Below are 17874 nucleotides of genomic sequence, written 5' to 3'. Positions count from 1 at the left end.
GACCTGGCTCCGCTGCGAAAGCAGCGGGCCTTTTTTCTGGAGCACCGGCCGAGGTTTCATATTGAGAATCATTGCGCATGCCCCGCTCTTCCGGCTTTGGCATGGTGCGGACGGCGCAAGGGAGGAAATCGGGAAATGACCAGTGCTCTGTTTTCGCCGATCTCGCTCAGAGCGCTGACCTTGCCGAACCGCATCGTCGTGTCGCCAATGTGCCAGTACAATTCGGTCGAGGGTTCCGCCACCGACTGGCACATATTGCAGCTTGGCCAGTTCTCGCTGGGCGGCTCCGGCGGGCTGGTGATGACCGAGGCTACCAATGTCAACATGGTCGGCCGGATCACGCTGAAATGCGCGACCTTGTGCACCGACGACAATGAGCGGGCGCTGAAGCGGATCATCGATTTCTGCCGGCAGTATGGCGTCGCCAGGCATGGTATCCAGCTCGGCCATGCCGGCCGCAAGGGATCGACCCTGCCGCCGGCGCTCGGCGGCAAGCCACTGACGGAGGAGCAAGGCGCCTGGCAGACGGTGGCGCCTTCAGCGCTGGCCTATGACCAGGGCTGGCATGTGCCACGGGCGATGACGCCGGACGACATCGCGGAGCTCAAGTCGGACTATGTGGCCGCTGTCGGCCGTGCCGAACGCATCGGCTACGACCTGATCGAACTGCATGCCGGCCACGGCTATCTCATGCATCAGTTCCTATCGCCGCTATCGAATGTGCGGACCGATGCCTATGGCGGCAGCCTCGAAAACCGCATGCGGCTGGTGCTCGAAACCTTCGCGGCAGCGCGGGCTGCGTGGCCGCAGGACAAGCCGATGGGCGTGCGCGTGTCCGCCACCGACTGGGTGGATGGAGGCTGGACGATCGAGGATACGATCGTGCTGGCCAAGGAATTGAAAGCGCTCGGCTGCGACTATATCGACGCGTCGAGCGCAGCGCTCGATCCGCGCCAGAAAATCCCGCTGTCCCCCGGCTATCAGGTGCCTTTTGCCGAAGCGGTGCGGCGCAAGGCCGGTATTCCGACGATGGCGATCGGGCTGATCACCGGCGTGCGGCAGGCCGAAGAGATCATCGCCAGCGGCAAGGCCGACTTCATCTGCATGGCGCGCGGCGCCATGTGGGATCCGCGCTGGGCCTGGCATGCGGCAGAGGAGCTGGGCGCCGAGGCGCCTTACGCACCGCGCGCCATGCCGGCTCATCCCAACGCGCGGCCCTCCGTGTTCTCGAACCGGCAGAAGCCGGCAGCCTGAGCTCCACGCCGTTAGCCGGCTTTCTGAGAAACGTAGAGGTTCTTGTAGGTCTCGCGCAGCACGTTCTTCTGCACCTTGCCCATCGTGTTGCGCGGCAATTCGTCGACGAAGATCACCTGCTTCGGGTGCTTGTATTTGGCGATCCGCCCGGCGATGGCGCCGACAATATCGGCGGCGGTGACGGCCGAGGCCGGGGCCCGCACCACGACCGCGGTGACGCCTTCGCCGAAATCCGGGTGGGCGACGCCAATGACGGCGCTTTCGCTGACGCCGGCAAGGGCGTCGATCTCGCTCTCGACTTCCTTCGGATAGATGTTGTAGCCGCCGGAGATGATCAGGTCCTTGCCCCGTCCGACGATGTGGACATAGCCGTCGGCGTCGATCCGGCCGAGATCGCCGGTGATGAAGAAACCATCGTCGCGGAACTCGGCTCTGGTCTTCTCCGGCATGCGCCAATAGCCGGAAAAGACATTAGGCCCTTTCACCTCGATCATGCCGACTTCGCCCTGGGCAAGCGTGCCGCCGCCGTCGGGATCGGTGATGCGCAACGCGACGCCGGGCAGTGGGAAGCCGACCGTGCCGGCGCGCCGCTCGCCATCATAGGGGTTCGACGTGTTCATGTTGGTCTCGGTCATGCCGTAGCGCTCGAGGATCGAATGGCCAGTGCGTTCACGCCAGGCCTTGTGCGTCTCGGCCAAAAGCGGCGCCGAGCCGGAGATGAACAGGCGGATGTTCTTCGTCGACTGCTGAGTCAAGCCGTCCTGCTGCAACAGACGTACATAGAAGGTCGGCACGCCCATCAGCGCCGTGGCGCGCGGCAGCAGCGAGACGATGCGGGCCGGGTCGAATTTGGTTTCGAACAGCATTGCGGCGCCGGCCATCAGGATGACATTGGTGGCGACGAACAGGCCATGCGTGTGGAAGATCGGCAGCGCGTGGATCAGCACGTCCTTGCTGGTGAAGCGCCAGTGGTCGACGAGCACACGCGCGTTGGAGGCGAGGTTTTCATGGCTGAGCATGGCGCCTTTCGAGCGGCCGGTCGTGCCCGACGTGTAGAGGATCGCCGCCAGATCGTCCGGTCCGCGCACCACGTCATGAAAATCAGCGGATTGCCGCGAGGCCTGCTCCGTCAGCGAGCCTTCGCCGTTGCGGCCAAGCGTCACCGTCGTGGCGCCCGATGCCTGCGCCAACGGTTCGATATCGGCTGCGCTGCGGGGATCGCAGACGACCAGGCGCGGCTCGGCATCGCCGAAGAAATAGCCGAGCTCGGTCAGCGTGTAGGCGGTGTTGAGCGGCAGGAAGACGGCACCGGTGCGCAGGCAAGCGAGATAGAGCAGGACCGCCTCGGGACTTTTCTCGACCTGGACGGCGACGCGGTCGCCCGGCTTGACGCCCAGTTGCAGCAGCGCGTGCGCCAGTTGCGCCGACCGCGCCAGCATGTCGCCATAGCTGAGCGAGCGACCGTCATCCGTCTCCATCAGGAGTCTCCCGGGCGCCGGCATCCGCGCGCGAAAAGCATCGAACAAATGATTGCTCATGTATTTCTCCAGAGCATGATGCCGAAAAGTGTGAAGTGGTTTTCGGACGACATCATGCTCTATCTCTTTAGATTTAGAGCCGGATTCAGATTTCAGGTCGATTCGACCTGAAATCATCCGGCTCTAGGGTTGGGCGGATCGGCCAGGCGGCAGAAGCTGCGGCGCGGCCGGCCTTGTTGCGGGTTTCGGCAGCAGGCGGCGCACGGTGGGCGCGGCCGCTACATCGTTTTTGGCGACGAACAATTCGTGGTTCTTCTCGATGTCGTCGAGCTTGTAGCTGTAGTTGACCATCAGGCCATGCGCCTGCCGCAAGGCACGAGGCGACAGGTCGCCGAGAAGGTTGATGCGCTCCAGCCGAGCGCCATTGCCGAGATGGAACCGCGCGACCGGGTCGATCACCTTGCCTGAGGGCGTGCGGGCTTCGAGGAAATACTGCGCCGCCAGGGGAAGCAGGACTTGGCCTGCGCGCTCGCGCAGCGCGGCGTCGGCATGCCAACCCTCGTTGGCGACGAGATTCAGCGCCTCGGCGGCGGATGGGCCGGTCTGCTCGGTCAGCCAGCGGGCAAAGCCCGGCACCGGCGAGAGCGTGACGAAATCGGTCAGGCCGGAAAGGTCGCGGCGCAGATCCTCGACCACCTGCTTGATGAGGAAATTGCCGAAGGAGATACCGCGCAGCCCCTCCTGGCAGTTGGAGATGGAATAGAACACCGCCGTCGTCGCCTGCCGAGGCTGCACCGGCGGCCGCTCGTCGGCGAGCAGCTCGGCGATCGTCAAGGGCATGGCGCGGGTAAGCGCGACCTCGACGAAGATCAGCGGCTCGTCGCCGAGCTGCGGGTGAAAGAACGCGTAGCAGAGCCGGTCGTCGGGTTCGATGCGGCGGCGCAGATCGTCCCAGGTGTGGATGGCATGCACCGCCTCGTAACGGATGATCTTTTCCAGGATGTTGGCTGGCGTCGACCAGTCGATCCGCCGCAGCACCAGGAAGCCGCGGTTGAACCACGACGACAGAAGATGCGTGAAGTCGGCGTCGACGATGGCAAGGTCTGGCGATGTGGTTAACCGGGCAAGCAGATCCTCGCGCATGCGCACCAATGTCTCGATGCCGCCGGGCGCCAGGTTCAGGCGGCGCAGCAGTTCCTGCCTGGCCGGCTCGGCTGCGTCATGCAATGCGAGCGCCGTGCGATCGTCGGGTACTGAGCGATAGGCATCCACCGCGGCGGCGAGCCTGCCATGATCGGTGCCGAAACGATCGCGCAGCACATGCAGGAAAGCCAGCCTCCCGTCAGCATCGAGGGTGCGCCAGCGCTCGAGGATTTCGCGGGCATAGGCGACGCCCGAGGCTTCGCCCTGGCTGGAAAGCAAGCGCGTGCACAGACGCGCCAGGCTGTCGGCCGAAACCGGCTCGTCGCCGCGAACGAGGTTCAGCATCATCCGGCCGCGATCGGCGATGGTGTTCAGGAGATCGGCGAAGAAAGGGCTGCGGTCCATCAATCCTGACCACTGAATTGGAGTTGCGGAAGCAGGCTCGGGAAGGCGTTAAGTCTCTCCGAAAAATATCGATATAACTTTGACGTGGCAATAAAAATCGCTAAAAATGGCTTGAAGGTTTTCTCGCTGAAGGATGAATTTTCATGGATGTGGCAGGGCAATTCACGCTGGCCGGCAAGACCGCCTTCATAACCGGCGGTGGCGGCGGGCTCGGCGTCGCGGTGGCCGAAGCCTATCTCGCTTCCGGTGCCTCCGTCGTCATTTCCGATGTCGACGCCGACAAGGTCGACGCCGCTGTGAAAAGTCTGGAGCCCAAGGGCACGGTGATCGGCGCGCCCTGCGACGTCACCGATGCGGCCAGCGTCGCGGATGCCGTCGGCAAGGCTGAAACGGCGCTCGGCAAGATCGACATATTGATGACGGCGGCGGGCTTTGCCAGGCGCACCGCCGCGGTCGACCTCGACCCCGAGGAATTCGACCGCATCATGGCGATCAACGTCAAAGGCACGTTCCTGCCGGCGCAGGCCGTGGCGCGCGGCATGATCGCGCGCGGCCAGGGCGGCAAGATCATCACCATCGGCTCGGTGCGCGGGCTTGTCGGCCATCCGCTCGGCTATGTCAGCTACGGCACCAGCAAGGGCGCGGTCCATCTTCTGACGCGTCAACTGGCGACGGAATGGGCGCAGCATAGCATCAACGTCAATTGCATCGCACCGTCGGTCATCAAGACACCTCTTGCCGATTTCATTCTCAAGACACCGGAAGTGCGTGATCTCTTCATGTCGCGCATTCCGTTCAACCGCCCCGCCGAACCGGAGGAATTTGTCGGCGCCGCGATTTTCCTGGCGGCCAGGGCTTCCGACTTCGTCACCGGCCATGTCCTGTTCGTCGATGGCGGCAGCACCGCAGGCTAGCGCGTCGGACCCAAAAGTCGCCGCTACTGCCGGCGGCGCGCCTTGCCGAGCTGTGTCTTCGGATCCTCGCTCTGGCTGAAGCGCTCCATGCACAAGGCGGTCGTCAGGCGGTAGTGGTCGAGCAAGGCCTCGACCGCGCCATCGGCGTCGCCGTCAAGCGCACGTTCCGCAATCTTGCGATGCTCGCCGAGCTCGTCGCGCTGAACGCCGGTGCCGCCGCGCGCCATCTGGCGGTAGCGATAGGCCTGGTCGGCAAGCTGGTCGCAGAAGCCCACCAGCCAGCGCGACCGGCAGGCCGAAATGAGCGCGCGGTGGAAGGCGCGATGCAGCTTCTCCCAATCTGGATTGGTCACTGAAGGATCCTCGGGCAAACGGCGCGGCGTGCGCGACAGGCGGTGCAGCGCCAGCACGAGCTGCTCCTCCCACTCATGCGTGCGGTTGGCGATGGCTTCGCGCAGCGCCCGCTCTTCCAGCCAGCAGCGTGTGCGCGTCAGTTCCTCGAGCTCGGCGGCGCTGAGCGGCATGATGAAGAAGCCACGCTGGTCGTGGCGGCCGAGCAGGCCTTCCGAGGCAAGCCGATTGAGCGCTTCGCGAACAGGTGACGCGCCGGCGCCGTAACGGGAAACCACCCATTCGACGCGCAGCTTGCTTTCGGTTTCGAGGACGCCGTGCAGCAAATCATCGCGAAGCTGATGATAGACGGTGCTGGCGAGCGTGCTCTTGGACGCAGCGCCCTCGTCATTCAGATCGGCCGTTCCGTACGTCAATGCGGCTCCTGTTGCCTCAAGTGACCTTGCCCGTGGCCGTGCCGCGGTCGGGCTTCTCGCTTACCCTACAATGTCGGGCTTACGGCCCTCAAGGGCAAGATCGTGCTCCTCAAAGGCGAACGGCCGCGCCATCCTGGCTTGCCGACGTGACGATGGCCTCGAACAGCTTGATGTTGTCGAGAAGCTGGGCGGGGGTGAAGCGGTAGGGCTTCCCGCCGGCGACGGCAGCGGCCCAGGCCTCGAAATTCGCGGTCACCGTGTCGGTCGGGTGATGGACCGACACCTGGCGCGGCTCTCTGGTGCCGGTGCAGACGGTGACGATCGTCGGCTTGCCCTGGTCGACATTGCCTTCGCTGACCACCTCGATCCAGCCCTTGTCGCCGAACACCGTGACGCGCCCATAATAGGGCGTGCAGGACAAAAGGCTGACTGTGCCGCGCGCCCCGGATTCAAAGGTCAGCGACGCCGTCACGAAATCGGTGGCGGGCGATTCGAAGATCAGGCTCGACGTCTGCGCACGGACTTCGGCGGGAGCGCCGAAGAAGGCGACGCAGAGATCGGTCTGGTGGATGCCCGTCGCCGTCATCATGCCGGCCGGCGCGTGTCTCGGGTCGAGCCGCCAGTTCGAACGGTCGATGCCGCGAAACAGATCGTGGCTGATATTGGCCTCGAACAGCAGCGGCTTGCCCAGCGTGCCGTCGTCGAGCAGTTTCTGGACCTGCTCGAAGCAGGCCTCGTAGCGGCGCTCATGGCCGATGCCGAGGATCTTGCCGGCTTTCCGGCAGGCGTCGATGACGCGGGCAGCGCCCGCGGCGCTCATGGTGAGCGGCTTTTCGCAGAACAATTCCTTGCCGGCGGCGATCACCGCCAGGCACTGCTCCTCATGCAATTGGTGTGGTGTGGCGAGGATCACGCCTTCGACGGCCTCGTCGGCAAGCACCGTGGCCAGATCGGTGGCATGGCCGACACCATGCTGGCCAAGGAAATCGAGCACGCCTTCCGGCGGCGTCGGATCGACGCCGTAGAGCACCTGGAAACGCGCACTCTTGTCGAGGCACGAGATGATCTGCTTGCCCCACCAGCCAAGGCCTGCGACCGCCACACGCATCCTGTCCTCCGTGTTCGATAGACTTCCGGGTGTCAGCCCTGACGTTTCTGAAAGGCGGTGATCGTCACGCTGCCCCAGACGCCGGCCTTCCTGTAAGGATCGGCACCATTGAACGCCTCGACCGCGGCCCGCCCATCGGCGTCGACGATCAACAGGCTACCCTTCATCGTGACACCGTCGTCTTCCACCAGCGGTCCGGACATAATGAGGGTGACGCCATAGGTCGCCGCCGTCGCCAGATGCGCCTTGTGCGCATCCTGGCTGGTCAGCCGGCGCTGCAGGCCATTGTCTCCGTCGAGAGCATGGATGGCGAAAAGCATGGGCATTTTTCTCCTCTAGCGGTCCTGAGTTGGTCTGCCATGGCGATCGTCTCGACCATAGGGAATCGCGTCTGGCTTTGCAATAAAATCGATAATATATTGACATCAATAAAATTAGCGATTTTAACAGAGGGCAGATTGCAGGAGGATTTCATGCGTTTTGCGGTTTGCATCGAGGATGGCGAGCGGCGGCTGGGCGTCGTACGCGGGACCGACATTGCCGTGCTCGGCTCATCGAGCCCTGACCTGCTCGAGCTGATCAACTGGGGCAAGGACGGGCTTGCCGCGATAGCCAAACAGGTTGAGGTCCTGCCGCCCGCCGCCTGGCAGAAGCTGGCGACGACGCCTTTGGCACTGCCCTTCGAACCGTCGGGCAAGATCGTCTGCCTTGGCCTGAACTACCGCGCGCATGCGCAGGAAGGCGGCTACGCGGTGCCGGACTATCCGGCGATCTTCCTGCGCACGGCAACGTCGCTGCTGCCGGCGGGCGAAGCGATCATCATGCCGCGCGTCTCGGAAAAACTCGATTTCGAGGCGGAGCTGATGGTGATCGTCGGGCGGTCCGGACGCTACATCCCGAAGGCCGATGCGTTGGATCATGTGTTCGGCTACACATGCTTCAACGACGCCTCGATCCGCGATTACCAGCGCAAGACGCATCAATGGACGCCCGGCAAGAATTTCGACAGGACGGGTGCGGTTGGTCCGGTCATCGTGACGGCAGACGAGTTGCCCGCCGGCGCTTCCGGCCTCGGCATCGCCTGCCGGCTGAATGGCGAGACGGTGCAGAATGCGAGCACCGCCGATATGATGGTTTCGGTTGCCATGGCGGTCTCGATCATTTCCGAGTTCATGACACTTGAACCTGGCGATATGATCGCGATGGGCACGCCGCAAGGCGTCGGCTATGCGCGCACGCCGCCGCTCTGGATGGGTCCCGGCGATGTGGTCGAGGTCGAGATCGAAGGCATCGGCATCCTGCGCAACAGCATCGCGGCCGAAGAACCGCGTTCCACCGCCAAGTGACAAGCGGGTAAGGGAAGTGACAGGCCGGCACGGGAGGAGACGGCACCATGCGCGACATCACCGCCGACAACATCACCGAGGCTGTGCAGCAGGCCTGGGGCAACGCGCCCGACCCGCGCTTGCGTCATGTGCTGCAGCGGCTCACCCACCATGTCCATGCCTTTGTCCGCGAGGTCGGGCTGACGCATGAGGAATGGCTGTCGACGATCGATTTCCTTTGGCATGCTGGCCAGATCAGCGACGACAAGCGCAACGAATTCGCGCTTTTGTCCGACGTCATGGGCGTGACCTCGCTGGTCGATCTCCTGAACGCAACGCCGGGCGCCACGATCGGCAGCGTGCTTGGTCCCTTCTATTCAGACGACAGCCCGACGGTTCCCTTCGGCGCCGATCTGGTCAAGGACAATGAAGGCACGACCGTGCTGGTTACCGGCGTCGTGCGAGACACGGCTGGGAAGCCCATTCCCGGGGCGATCGTCGACATGTGGCAGACCGATGCGAAGGGCGAATATGCCACGCAGGACGCGGCGCAGGACGACGAGAATTTGCGCTGCAAGCAAGAGTGCGATGATGAAGGCCGCTATGCCTTCACCACCGTCGAGCCGGCGCCCTACACGATCCCGATGGATGGTCCGGTCGGCGCGGTCGTGGCAGCGGCGGGCCGCTCGCCCTGGCGGCCGTCGCATTTCCACTTCATCGTCAAGGCCGAACGCCATAAGCCGATCGTCACCGAGATTTTCTTCGCCCATGACAAGTTCGTCGACAACGACGCCGTCTTCGGCGTACGCGACCCACTGGTGCGAAAGCTGGACGCCATGCGCGACGACGACGGCCCCTCCGGCCTTGAACGGCGACCGGACAAGCGGCTCGATTTCGATTTCACGCTGGTGCCGCTGCAGGGCAATGCCTGATGGCACAAGAGCTACGCACCCTGATCCGCAACGCCATCGTGTTGTCGATGGACGATAGGGTCGGCGATTTCCTCGACGGCGACGTGCTGGTGGCCGGCGAGCGGATCGCCGCAGTCGGGCAGAACTTGCAGGCGGATCAGGCCGAGGTGATCGACGGGCGCGGGCGCATCGTCATTCCCGGCATCGTCAACGGCCACATGCATACGTGGCAGACCGGGCTGCGCGGCCTCACCTCCAACATGACGCTGCTCGAATATTTCCGCTGTGTGCACCGGGGGCTGGCGACAGCCTTCCGGCCCGAGGACATCTACATCGCCACGCTTGCTGGTGCGATCGGCCAGATCAATGCCGGGGCGACCACGCTCGGCGACTGGTGCCACAACAATCCGACATCAGATCATACCGATGCCGCCGTCGAGGCGCTGTTCGCAAGCGGCATCCGCTCGGTCTTCCTGCACGGGTCACCGAAGCCGGACCCAAAGCCCGGCAAGCCGCATTTTTCCGAAGTGCCGCATCCGCGCCACGAGATTGAGCGCCTGCTGCGCGGCCGCTTCGCCAGCCGTGGCCAGCTGGTGACGCTCGGTCTGGCGATTCTGGGACCGCATTATTCGACCATGGAGGTCGCCCGCGCCGATTTCCGGCTGGCGCGCGAGCTTGGCATGGTCGCCTCGATGCATCAGGGCGGCGGCGAGGCCAAGACGCCGGGCGGCTGGGAAACGCTGGAGGCCGAGGGGCTGGTCGGACCCGGCATCAATGTCGTGCATGGCAACAATCTGAGCGACGAGCAGATCAGGCGCTTCGTCGGCGCCGGCGTCTCCTTCACGGTGACGCCGGAGAACGAGATGACGCAAGGCCATGGCTTTCCCATCACCGGCCGCGTGCTGGCGGCCGGCGGGCAGCCATCCTTCGGCGTCGACATCGAATCGCTGGTTTCCACCGACATGTTCACGGTGGCGCGCATGGCGCTCGCCTGCCAGCGCTCGCTGGACAATGATCTGTCGCGCCGGACCACCGGCACGATACCCGAAGCCTGCACGGTCTCTACCCGCGATGCCCTGCGCTGGATCACCCTGGAAGGCGCCAGGATGCTCGGGCTCGACGGCCAGATCGGCTCACTGACGCCTGGCAAGCAGGCCGACATCACCATTTTGCGCGCCACGGACTGGAACATGTGGCCGGTTCACGATCCCTATTCGACCGTGATCATGCAGTCGAATGTCGGCAATGTCGAAACGGTGATGGTCGCGGGCCAATTCAGGAAGCGCGACGGAAAGCTCCTGTGGAACGATGCCGAGCGGGTGAAACGCGACCTCGAAGCCTCGGGCAGGCGCATCGTCTCACAACTCGGCATCCCGACGCAGTTGAACGGCTGAGGCGCTGCGTCAGCCGGCCGCCCTGTCCGCCGCCGTCCGGATCGCCTCGATGTTCGCGCGATAGGCTTCGACGCTGCCGCCCTTGAAGATGGCCGCACCTGCGACCAGCACGCTGGCGCCCGCGGCTGTGACGAGCGGGGCGGTTTCCGGTGAGATGCCGCCGTCGATCTCGATGCGGATCGGTCGTTCGCCGATCAGCGCCTTTACCCGCTTCACCTTGTCGACGATCGCCGGGATGAAGGCCTGGCCGCCAAAGCCCGGATTGACGGTCATGATCAGGATCAGGTCGAGCCGGTCGAGCACATATTCAACGGCACTTTCCGGCGTCGCCGGATTGAGCGACACGCCGGCCTTCTTGCCGAGATTCCTGATCGTCTGCAGCGAACGGTCGAGATGCGGCCCGGCCTCGGCATGCACCGTCATGCCGTCGCAGCCGGCCTCGGCGAAGGCGGCCAGATAGGGATCGGCCGGCGCGATCATCAGATGGCAGTCGAAAAAGGCCTTGGTGCGGTTGCGGATCGCCTTGATCACCGGCGGGCCGAAGGTGATGTTGGGCACGAAATGCCCGTCCATGACGTCGAGATGGATCCAGTCGGCGCCAGCCGCCGCCACCGCCTCGACCTCGTCGCCGAGCCTGGAGAAATCCGACGCCAGCACCGATGGCGCGATCAGGGTCTTCTTGCTCATGATGCGGCCTTTCCAGGCGCCCTTGGTTGCGGGCGCATCGTCTGGATCGACTGCTAGACCATGATCCTAAAAAGGGGAAGCCGGTTTGTCCCTGCCGGAACCTTCTCCCCGTTCTTCACGGGGTGAAGGTAAGGGTGAGCGGCTGGGCCGATATCGGCAGCAAAACCCCGCCGGATCGCTCCGGCGGGGGGTACGGATAGTTAGTTCAATATGCGCGCCGGATCCTGCTGCCGGGGAATCCGTTGCTTTTGCCTCGGCACAAGCTGCTGCAGGATGTTCGGGTTCAAGAGATTCGGATTGATCTCCAGGCCCGGCCTTCTGCGGATCGGGGCGCAGTCCGGATAGCGGCCGACTGTCCCGACCGGGCAGCGCCGCTTGATGATCGGCTGGCATATGCCGTTGATCACCTGGCTGCCGGGCGCGCATTCCACCCTGATCTTGCGGCAGGCACCGCCGCGCACTTCGGTGCCGCGCGGGCAGACACATTCGCCGCGCTTGTTGTGCACCTGGCCACGAATGGTGCACTGCTCCAGCTCAAGCTTCTTCTGCCGGCAGGCGCCATTGCGGATCTCCGTACCCCTCGGGCAGACGCAATTGCCGTTGGAGTCGTGGATCTGGCCACGGATCGTGCACTGCTCGGGCTTCGGCCGGATCGGTCGGCAGGCCCCATTGCGCACCTCGGTCCCTCTTGGGCAGACGCAATCGCCGTCGGCATTGCGGATCTGGCCGGGGATTCGGCACTGCTCCGGCTTTGGCCGGATCGGCCGGCAGGCGCCATTGCGAACCTCGGTCCCCCTCGGGCAGACACAATCGCCGTCCGCGTCATGGACCTGACCGCGAATGGTGCACTGCTCGGGCTTCTGCTTGTCCCGCACGCAGGCATTCTTATTTCTGTCGAGATGCGTGCCAGCGGGGCAACGGCAGTTGCCGTCCGCTGTCGGGACCGAACCGGGGATGGTGCAGCCCTGCGTGATCTTCACGCAGGCACCATCCTCGAGCTCGGTTCCGCGCGGGCAGATGCAGCGTCCGTCCTCGGTGCGGATCTGGCCTTTGAGCAGGATGCAGGGCTTCGGCTTCGGCGGGATCGGGACAATGACGCCGCCACCGCCCGAGCACTGACCGTTGCGGAAGGTGGTGCCGGACGGGCAGACGCAGCGGCCGGCGTCGTTCATGACGAAGCCTGCCGAACATTCCTTCTTCACCTCATTCCTGATGGTGAAGGGATGGCAGGCATAGGCCTTGCCGCGGTCGCCCTGGATGTTGGCCTGACCGCCGGAGAGCACGTCGCCGCCTTGCACCCGTGTGTCGGGAGAGAGCACGCCGACGCAGTTCTGGCCGTTGACGCTGCCCTGCAGATTGGCCAGGCGGCCGTCGTCGGGAAGCACCACGGTCACGTTGTGAACGTGGCTTTCCCCGGCGCCGAGCGTCAAATTGGCGATGCAGGAGACAGGCAAGGTCGCCGGTTCCGGCGAGCAGCCAAAGGGCGGTTCGATCGAGGTGATGGCGACGCCTTCCAGCCGGCCGAGACCTTCGATGCCGATCGCATCACCAATGCGGACCGGACCGGAGAAGGGGCTCGTCCCCTCATTCGTGATGGTGATCTCGAACGAGCAGGGTTGGCCTGGCCGGCACTCGGCGTCGCCGGTCTTTTCGACACGGATAGTGGAAGTGCCGCCGCCCTTGGCGCAGGCCCGGCCGATTGGGTAGACGATGTCGTCGCCTGGCGCCGGGCCGTAGGAGCCGCGCGCACAGTTTTCGAACTCGCCATTGCCGGCAACCGTCACGTCGAAGTGGCGGCTGGTTCCGGGCGTCATGACGGCGCCGGGAATCTGGCACGACAGCGTGTTGGCCGGAACCGGACCGCACGCCCATTCCGCGCCGTCTGATGTGACGGTCTGGATCTGGACGGGCGCGCCGCCGGCAACCAGCGTGGCGGCATCGTTGACCCGTACCGGACCGGTTGGAGCAACAGCACCGACGCTGCTGACGGTTATGCGGCAGGAAACCACTGCTGCACCCGCCATCGCGCCGTTGCACACCTTGGTGATGCGCAGCGCCGGCTGACCGCCATTGGGATGACGGATGCGTTCCTTGGCGCAGGCCCTGTTGTTGGTGAGATCGTTCTCGCCGGGAATGGCCTTGACCTCGGCGCAGTTCTCGACCGTGTCCGGCCGGTAGCCGGCCGGCAGCACCGCCTTGACGAAGATCGGCGTCGAGGCGCCCGGCATCAGCACGATGCCGGCATTGTCGCAGCGGAACTGGCCGGGGCCGTTGGGTCCGCATGTCCAGGGCGGGGTCGGGCCGAAGGTCGAGGATGCCGGCGCGCCGCTGGGATAGGTATCGATGACCGTCAGCGGCCCGTTATGGGGGACGCTGCCATTGTTGATGATGTCGATCACGAAGGTGCAGACGCCATCGGCCGAGCAGAATTCGGTGCGGGCGCGCTTCTTCAGGATGAGATCGACCTTCTTGTCCACCGGCGGCCGGCAGTCACGGTCGCCACGCCGGCAGATCGGGATCGAGGCGCAGCCGCGATCGTTCTGCCGGCTGCCGAACAGCGGCTTGCCGCTCGCCCCGTAATTATAGGTGGCGCAGTTGCGCAAGGCCCCGCCTTGCCAGCCTCCGGCCGGCTTGAAGCCGAGCTTGAGGTCGACGGAGGCGCCGGGATTGAGCGTGGTTACCGGATGGGTGCAAATCATCGGGGTAGTGCCGGGCACGCAGACCCAGGGCGGGTTCGGCCCTGAATCCAGCGTCGAACCGGCCGGCAGCGTCACCTCGTCGAGGACGATCTTGCCGTTGTAAGGGCCATCGCCGACATTCGTGACCCGGATGGTGAAGTCGCAGCCGCCGGCCATCGTGCAACGCGTCACGTCGGCGCGTTTTTCGACCTTGAGATCCGGCTCCTTGTCCTTCGGCGGGCACCTCTGGTCACGCGGGATGACGATGTCGATCGTCTGCGTGCAGCACAGGCCCCAGCCCTCCTCCGGTCCGGCATAGGTTTCGATGCCGGTGACGATGAGATGGATGACGTCTCCAGGCGAGGCGCCGACGATCTTCCAGTTGAGCACGCCGCCACCCGCCGGCACCTTTTGCGTATTGGGGATGATGGTGATGCCGGGCGTCGTCGTCGAAACCTGCACCCACTTGCCGCTCATCTCCGGGCCGACCGGCATGTAGTAGATGAAGGCGCCGCCGCCGGGCACGCATTCGACCGTGCCGCGTTCGACCTTGAAGCATTCCTTGCCGGGAGGTGGCGGCGGCGGGTTGCACTTGGTCAGGTCGATCCTGATCGAGGTCTTTTCACCGGTGAGGAAATTGCCGTCGTCCGGCTTGCCCGGATCCTGCGACGGGATGGTGGTGCCCGGGCCCGGTCCAACCGTCACTTTGATCGTCCCCTGGTTGTCGACCACGGTCGGCGCAGGGAACGCCGCATGGTCGATCGTGGCGGTGATCCGAAAGGTGATGACGCGTTCGTTAGCAGCACCCATGCCATCGAGATCGCTGGCGGAAATCCGGAAATCGGAAACATCAGCCGTATCGTCGGGATTGGCCGAGCTGCTGATCGTGGCTGTGGGCAAAGCTCCGCCGGCGGCGTCGGTGCCGTCCCCGGAGACGCTCACATTGACGATTTTCAAGCCATGCGGAAGCTGGTCCTTGAAGTCGAGCCTCGCCTTTTTCAGCGCGGCCGCAAATGCCGGATTGGCAAAAGCTTGCGCATTGCCGCGCAGACCGAAACTCAGCGTATAGAAGACATAGTCGCAGCTTCTCTGGCCGCCCTTCTTGGTGAAGAAGGGCACGATCCGCCCCGGCTCCGGATTGACGATGCGCGGATTGTCGAGTTCGAGCTTCGGCTCCGGGCCGGCGATGACGATCGAATCAGGATCGATTGGTTGCGGCTTGTCGATGTCGGCCTGGGCGGTCTTGACTGGTGCAATCTTGGCCGGCGCAAGGTCCTCGGCGAAGCCGGGCACCGGGGTGAGCATGGCGACCGCGATACCGGCCGCCATCAGCCAGCGCGCGCCGCGCCTGGCAAATGACAGGGGTTTCATGATCGTCTCCATGACGGTTGGTTTGTTGCCGGTCGCGAGCGGGGAAAGTGCAGAAGTGTTCATCTTCCCCCTCCTCAACGTTCGCAGCTGACGGCAGGCGTTCTGAGCGGCACGGTCATCTTGCAGCAAGGGTAGTAGCCACCCTTGTCGCGGTCGGACTGCCTGTAGAAGCAGAGCCTGACATCGACCGTATCGCCAGGGTAGTGGCCGGTGATGTTGACCGTGTAAGGCGAGCCGGGCGCATGCGACAGGGGTGCGCTCACCCCGACGCCTGATGTCCTTGACTGCGCCTTGATCGAATCGCCGCCAAAGCCTGAATGGTCATGGAGATAGAGGTCGGCCTCGAGGCCTGAGGGCGTGCAGAAATACCTGACATCCTCGACATCGAGACAGGGAGGCAGATTGCCGGGCGGTGGGAAGTCCGGCGGATAGAAGGGTGGCAGATAGCCGCCTCCGGGTATCTCATCATAGTAGCCGGCACGGCCTTCGCAGGGGTGCCAGACCTCGACATCGCCGACATGGCCTTCCACTTCGGGGTCTTCGAAGTAACCGTCGAAATCGACGAACCAGGAGCCAAAGGGCGGCACATTGGTCGGCTTGACCAGCGGCGTCGGCGTGATTTGCACGCCGTGCACGGCGAGCGGTCCGCCGGCGGCGAGTTGTTCGGCCAGAGCCGGATTGTCGCGCAATTTGTCGCCGGTGTTGACCAGCGTGTCGGTGCAGACCGATGTGTCGATATTGCCGTCGGAATCGTAGCCATATTGCAGGTCCAGCCCTCCGGCCGACTGCCGGTTGCCTTCAGGGAAGCCGACCGCATATTCCTGCGGCATTTCCACCCAGACCGATTCCGTCACCGGATCGTCCGGGTTTTCGCGCCAGTAGCGGATGACCTCGCCTTTGCCGGAATCGGCGAACTGCATGTAGTCGTAGCGGTTCTCCACCGGGCCGCGCTGCGCCAGATACATGAAGCCCTTATTGTCGAAGGCGATATCGGTGACGGCGTAGTCCTTGTCGGCCTTGACCGTCAGTTCCCAGCGCGGATCGCCAGCGAAACCGCCGTCGCGGGCAATGCCCACCGACCAGATCTCGGCCTTCTCGCCGACCGAATAATAGAGCCGGCCGCCATGATAGGCGACGGACCAGACGCGGCGCTCGTCTTGCGTGTAGCCCCATGTGTCGGGGTCTTCACTGTCGAAGGCAGCGCCCTGAATGTCCATCACCGAGCCGTCGTCGGCGACGGGGGCCAGCCCATGCGCCGGGCGCCCGGCAACGCCATGGTCGAAATTGTCGACCGGCGTGCCGTTGGCGTCAATACGGTGGATCAGGCCGGTGTCGAGGTCCGAGGCGAAAAACTGGCGGTGGATGTTGTCGAAGCTGATATCGCCGATGCCGGGACCGCTGTTGGCGTCGAGATCGGTGAATTTGGATACGGCGCCGGTGATGCCGTCGATCTTCCAGATCGTGCCCGGTCCGCCGCCGTTTTCGGTGCCGAACTGGCCTTCCATGAAGGTGGCGCCTGCCGCACCGCGGCGCTGGCGCTCGGGCCGCCCGTCGGCGTCGGCGTCCGGTGTGACGATGCGGATGCCGTGGAGCGAGGTGGCGCCGGCATAGAGGTTCGGAATGCCCGAGGCAACGCCGTCGCGTACGCCGTCATCGTAAGTAATGGCGAACACCTGGCCAATCTGCCCAGCGGTCACCTCGAAAGGCGGCGGCGTGTAGACGAGCTGGCCCGAAGCCGGCCCGCCCAGCCCTGAAACGTCGAAAACGCGCAAGGTGGCGCGCGCCGTATCGATGAAGGTCTCGTCGACTGGATCGATGCCTGGCGGCAGGCCTTCCTCGAAATTGGGAATGATGGTGCCGGAAAATCCGGTCACGGCCATCGAACCCGGATGGATGATCTGCGTTTCCTGCGCCCGGGCGGCAGCGCCAAGCCACAGGCTGGCGGCGATCGTCAGGAAAGCGATGGTTTTATGCATCGCGCGGCGCAAGCGGCCGGCGGGCACGAACGTGCCGTGTTCACAAGACATGAAATTTCCCCCGCGGGCTACGGGAGAAACATCCGGCCTTGCCGCGCAAATCAGGGCAAGGCGCGGGGTTCCGGCACGTTTTTCCCTGATCGAATTGCCTGCTTTCCTCGCCGTCACGATACGCCTGCACCTCGGCAGGGTCAACGGAATCAGCGGAAAGCCCAGCGCATCGGCTCCGTCCCGAAGGCGGTGGTCGCGCCGAGCTCCTGTTGCTCCCGCAAACCGTGGAATCTCTGGTTTTCCAGTCATGGGGCTGTCCTTTCCGGGCCGCGCCACGCGGCGCCTGAGCATCAGTCGCGGACGGACGCGGAAAGGTTCATGGGGATGCTGTAGCAAAGGGTGATGGACACCTTGCGCAGAATGCTTGCGCGTCGCTCAGCCTGTTCTTATATACGCGCCAAGCCGTTCGGCG

At 64.5% G+C, this 17874-nt stretch carries 13 protein-coding genes; 5 read left to right on the top strand and 8 right to left on the bottom strand.

The window, feature by feature from the left end; genetic code table 11:
* Positions 1-135 precede the first annotated feature (135 nt).
* Complete coding sequence (locus tag OHD62_RS01195) at positions 136-1254, top strand: NADH:flavin oxidoreductase/NADH oxidase (protein WP_263780394.1); 1119 nt, start codon at positions 136-138, stop codon at positions 1252-1254.
* A gap of 11 nt (positions 1255-1265) precedes the next feature.
* Here OHD62_RS01195 and OHD62_RS01190 read toward each other — a convergent pair whose 3' ends face one another.
* Both OHD62_RS01190 and OHD62_RS01185 read right to left on the bottom strand, forming a co-directional pair.
* A complete protein-coding gene (locus OHD62_RS01190) occupies positions 1266-2792 on the bottom strand; it encodes a malonate--CoA ligase (protein ID WP_263780393.1) in 1527 nt (508 codons plus the stop codon).
* A 123-nt stretch (positions 2793-2915) separates the two neighbouring features.
* Complete coding sequence (locus OHD62_RS01185; protein WP_263780391.1) at positions 2916-4280, bottom strand: malonyl-CoA decarboxylase; 1365 nt, start codon at positions 4278-4280, stop codon at positions 2916-2918.
* Positions 4281-4423: 143 nt separating this feature from the next.
* Between OHD62_RS01185 and OHD62_RS01180 the strand changes: the two genes are divergently transcribed.
* Positions 4424-5194: an SDR family NAD(P)-dependent oxidoreductase gene (locus OHD62_RS01180; protein ID WP_263780390.1), complete on the top strand. Its 771-nt coding sequence runs from the start codon at positions 4424-4426 to the stop codon at positions 5192-5194.
* A 23-nt stretch (positions 5195-5217) separates the two neighbouring features.
* On the opposite strand, the gene OHD62_RS01175 is transcribed toward OHD62_RS01180, so the two are convergent.
* From OHD62_RS01175 to OHD62_RS01165, 3 genes are all read right to left on the bottom strand, one after another.
* Positions 5218-5961: a GntR family transcriptional regulator gene (locus OHD62_RS01175; RefSeq protein WP_263780389.1), complete on the bottom strand. Its 744-nt coding sequence runs from the start codon at positions 5959-5961 to the stop codon at positions 5218-5220.
* Positions 5962-6070: 109 nt separating this feature from the next.
* Positions 6071-7069: a Gfo/Idh/MocA family protein gene (locus tag OHD62_RS01170; RefSeq protein ID WP_263780388.1), complete on the bottom strand. Its 999-nt coding sequence runs from the start codon at positions 7067-7069 to the stop codon at positions 6071-6073.
* A 32-nt stretch (positions 7070-7101) separates the two neighbouring features.
* Positions 7102-7395 carry a YciI family protein gene (locus tag OHD62_RS01165; RefSeq protein ID WP_263780387.1) on the bottom strand — a complete coding sequence of 98 codons (294 nt, stop codon included), beginning with the start codon at positions 7393-7395 and terminating at the stop codon, positions 7102-7104.
* Between the two features lie 147 nt (positions 7396-7542).
* Here OHD62_RS01165 and OHD62_RS01160 point away from each other — a divergent pair, with 147 nt between their 5' ends.
* From OHD62_RS01160 to OHD62_RS01150, 3 genes are read left to right on the top strand one after another with little or no spacing between them, the layout of a single operon-like run.
* Complete coding sequence (locus OHD62_RS01160; RefSeq protein ID WP_263780386.1) at positions 7543-8415, top strand: fumarylacetoacetate hydrolase family protein; 873 nt, start codon at positions 7543-7545, stop codon at positions 8413-8415.
* Positions 8416-8462: 47 nt separating this feature from the next.
* Positions 8463-9326: a dioxygenase gene (locus OHD62_RS01155; protein WP_263780385.1), complete on the top strand. Its 864-nt coding sequence runs from the start codon at positions 8463-8465 to the stop codon at positions 9324-9326.
* Positions 9326-10699 (top strand): amidohydrolase family protein, encoded by a 1374-nt coding sequence (locus tag OHD62_RS01150; RefSeq protein ID WP_263780384.1) that lies wholly within the window; start codon positions 9326-9328, stop codon positions 10697-10699. Before OHD62_RS01155 ends, OHD62_RS01150 begins: the two co-directional genes overlap by 1 nt.
* A gap of 9 nt (positions 10700-10708) precedes the next feature.
* Here the strand turns inward: OHD62_RS01150 and rpe are convergent, their stop codons facing one another.
* The 3 genes from rpe to OHD62_RS01135 all read right to left on the bottom strand — a co-directional run bounded on the left by rpe (position 10709) and on the right by OHD62_RS01135 (position 17462).
* A complete protein-coding gene (gene rpe / locus OHD62_RS01145) occupies positions 10709-11386 on the bottom strand; it encodes a ribulose-phosphate 3-epimerase (RefSeq protein WP_263780382.1) in 678 nt (225 codons plus the stop codon).
* A 200-nt stretch (positions 11387-11586) separates the two neighbouring features.
* Positions 11587-15498 (bottom strand): DUF11 domain-containing protein, encoded by a 3912-nt coding sequence (locus OHD62_RS01140; protein WP_263780380.1) that lies wholly within the window; start codon positions 15496-15498, stop codon positions 11587-11589.
* A gap of 11 nt (positions 15499-15509) precedes the next feature.
* Complete coding sequence (locus tag OHD62_RS01135; RefSeq protein ID WP_263780379.1) at positions 15510-17462, bottom strand: hypothetical protein; 1953 nt, start codon at positions 17460-17462, stop codon at positions 15510-15512.
* Between the last annotated feature and the right edge of the window lie 412 nt (positions 17463-17874).

Source organism: Mesorhizobium sp. YC-39, assembly GCF_025753795.1.
Taxonomy (GTDB): Bacteria; Pseudomonadota; Alphaproteobacteria; order Rhizobiales; family Rhizobiaceae; genus Mesorhizobium.
The sequence above is the reverse complement of the archived record's forward strand: the minus strand, read 5'-3'. Positions and strand labels throughout refer to the sequence as shown.

Coding starts and splice junctions, on each gene's coding strand:
- OHD62_RS01160 (WP_263780386.1), top strand. CDS start 7,543: ATGCGTTTTGCGGTTTGCATCGAGGATGGCGAGCGGCGGCTGGGCGTC.
- OHD62_RS01185 (WP_263780391.1), bottom strand. CDS start 4,280: ATGGACCGCAGCCCTTTCTTCGCCGATCTCCTGAACACCATCGCCGAT.
- OHD62_RS01180 (WP_263780390.1), top strand. CDS start 4,424: ATGGATGTGGCAGGGCAATTCACGCTGGCCGGCAAGACCGCCTTCATA.
- rpe (WP_263780382.1), bottom strand. CDS start 11,386: ATGAGCAAGAAGACCCTGATCGCGCCATCGGTGCTGGCGTCGGATTTC.
- OHD62_RS01170 (WP_263780388.1), bottom strand. CDS start 7,069: ATGCGTGTGGCGGTCGCAGGCCTTGGCTGGTGGGGCAAGCAGATCATC.
- OHD62_RS01135 (WP_263780379.1), bottom strand. CDS start 17,462: ATGTCTTGTGAACACGGCACGTTCGTGCCCGCCGGCCGCTTGCGCCGC.
- OHD62_RS01195 (WP_263780394.1), top strand. CDS start 136: ATGACCAGTGCTCTGTTTTCGCCGATCTCGCTCAGAGCGCTGACCTTG.
- OHD62_RS01150 (WP_263780384.1), top strand. CDS start 9,326: ATGGCACAAGAGCTACGCACCCTGATCCGCAACGCCATCGTGTTGTCG.
- OHD62_RS01190 (WP_263780393.1), bottom strand. CDS start 2,792: ATGAGCAATCATTTGTTCGATGCTTTTCGCGCGCGGATGCCGGCGCCC.
- OHD62_RS01155 (WP_263780385.1), top strand. CDS start 8,463: ATGCGCGACATCACCGCCGACAACATCACCGAGGCTGTGCAGCAGGCC.
- OHD62_RS01165 (WP_263780387.1), bottom strand. CDS start 7,395: ATGCCCATGCTTTTCGCCATCCATGCTCTCGACGGAGACAATGGCCTG.
- OHD62_RS01140 (WP_263780380.1), bottom strand. CDS start 15,498: ATGAACACTTCTGCACTTTCCCCGCTCGCGACCGGCAACAAACCAACC.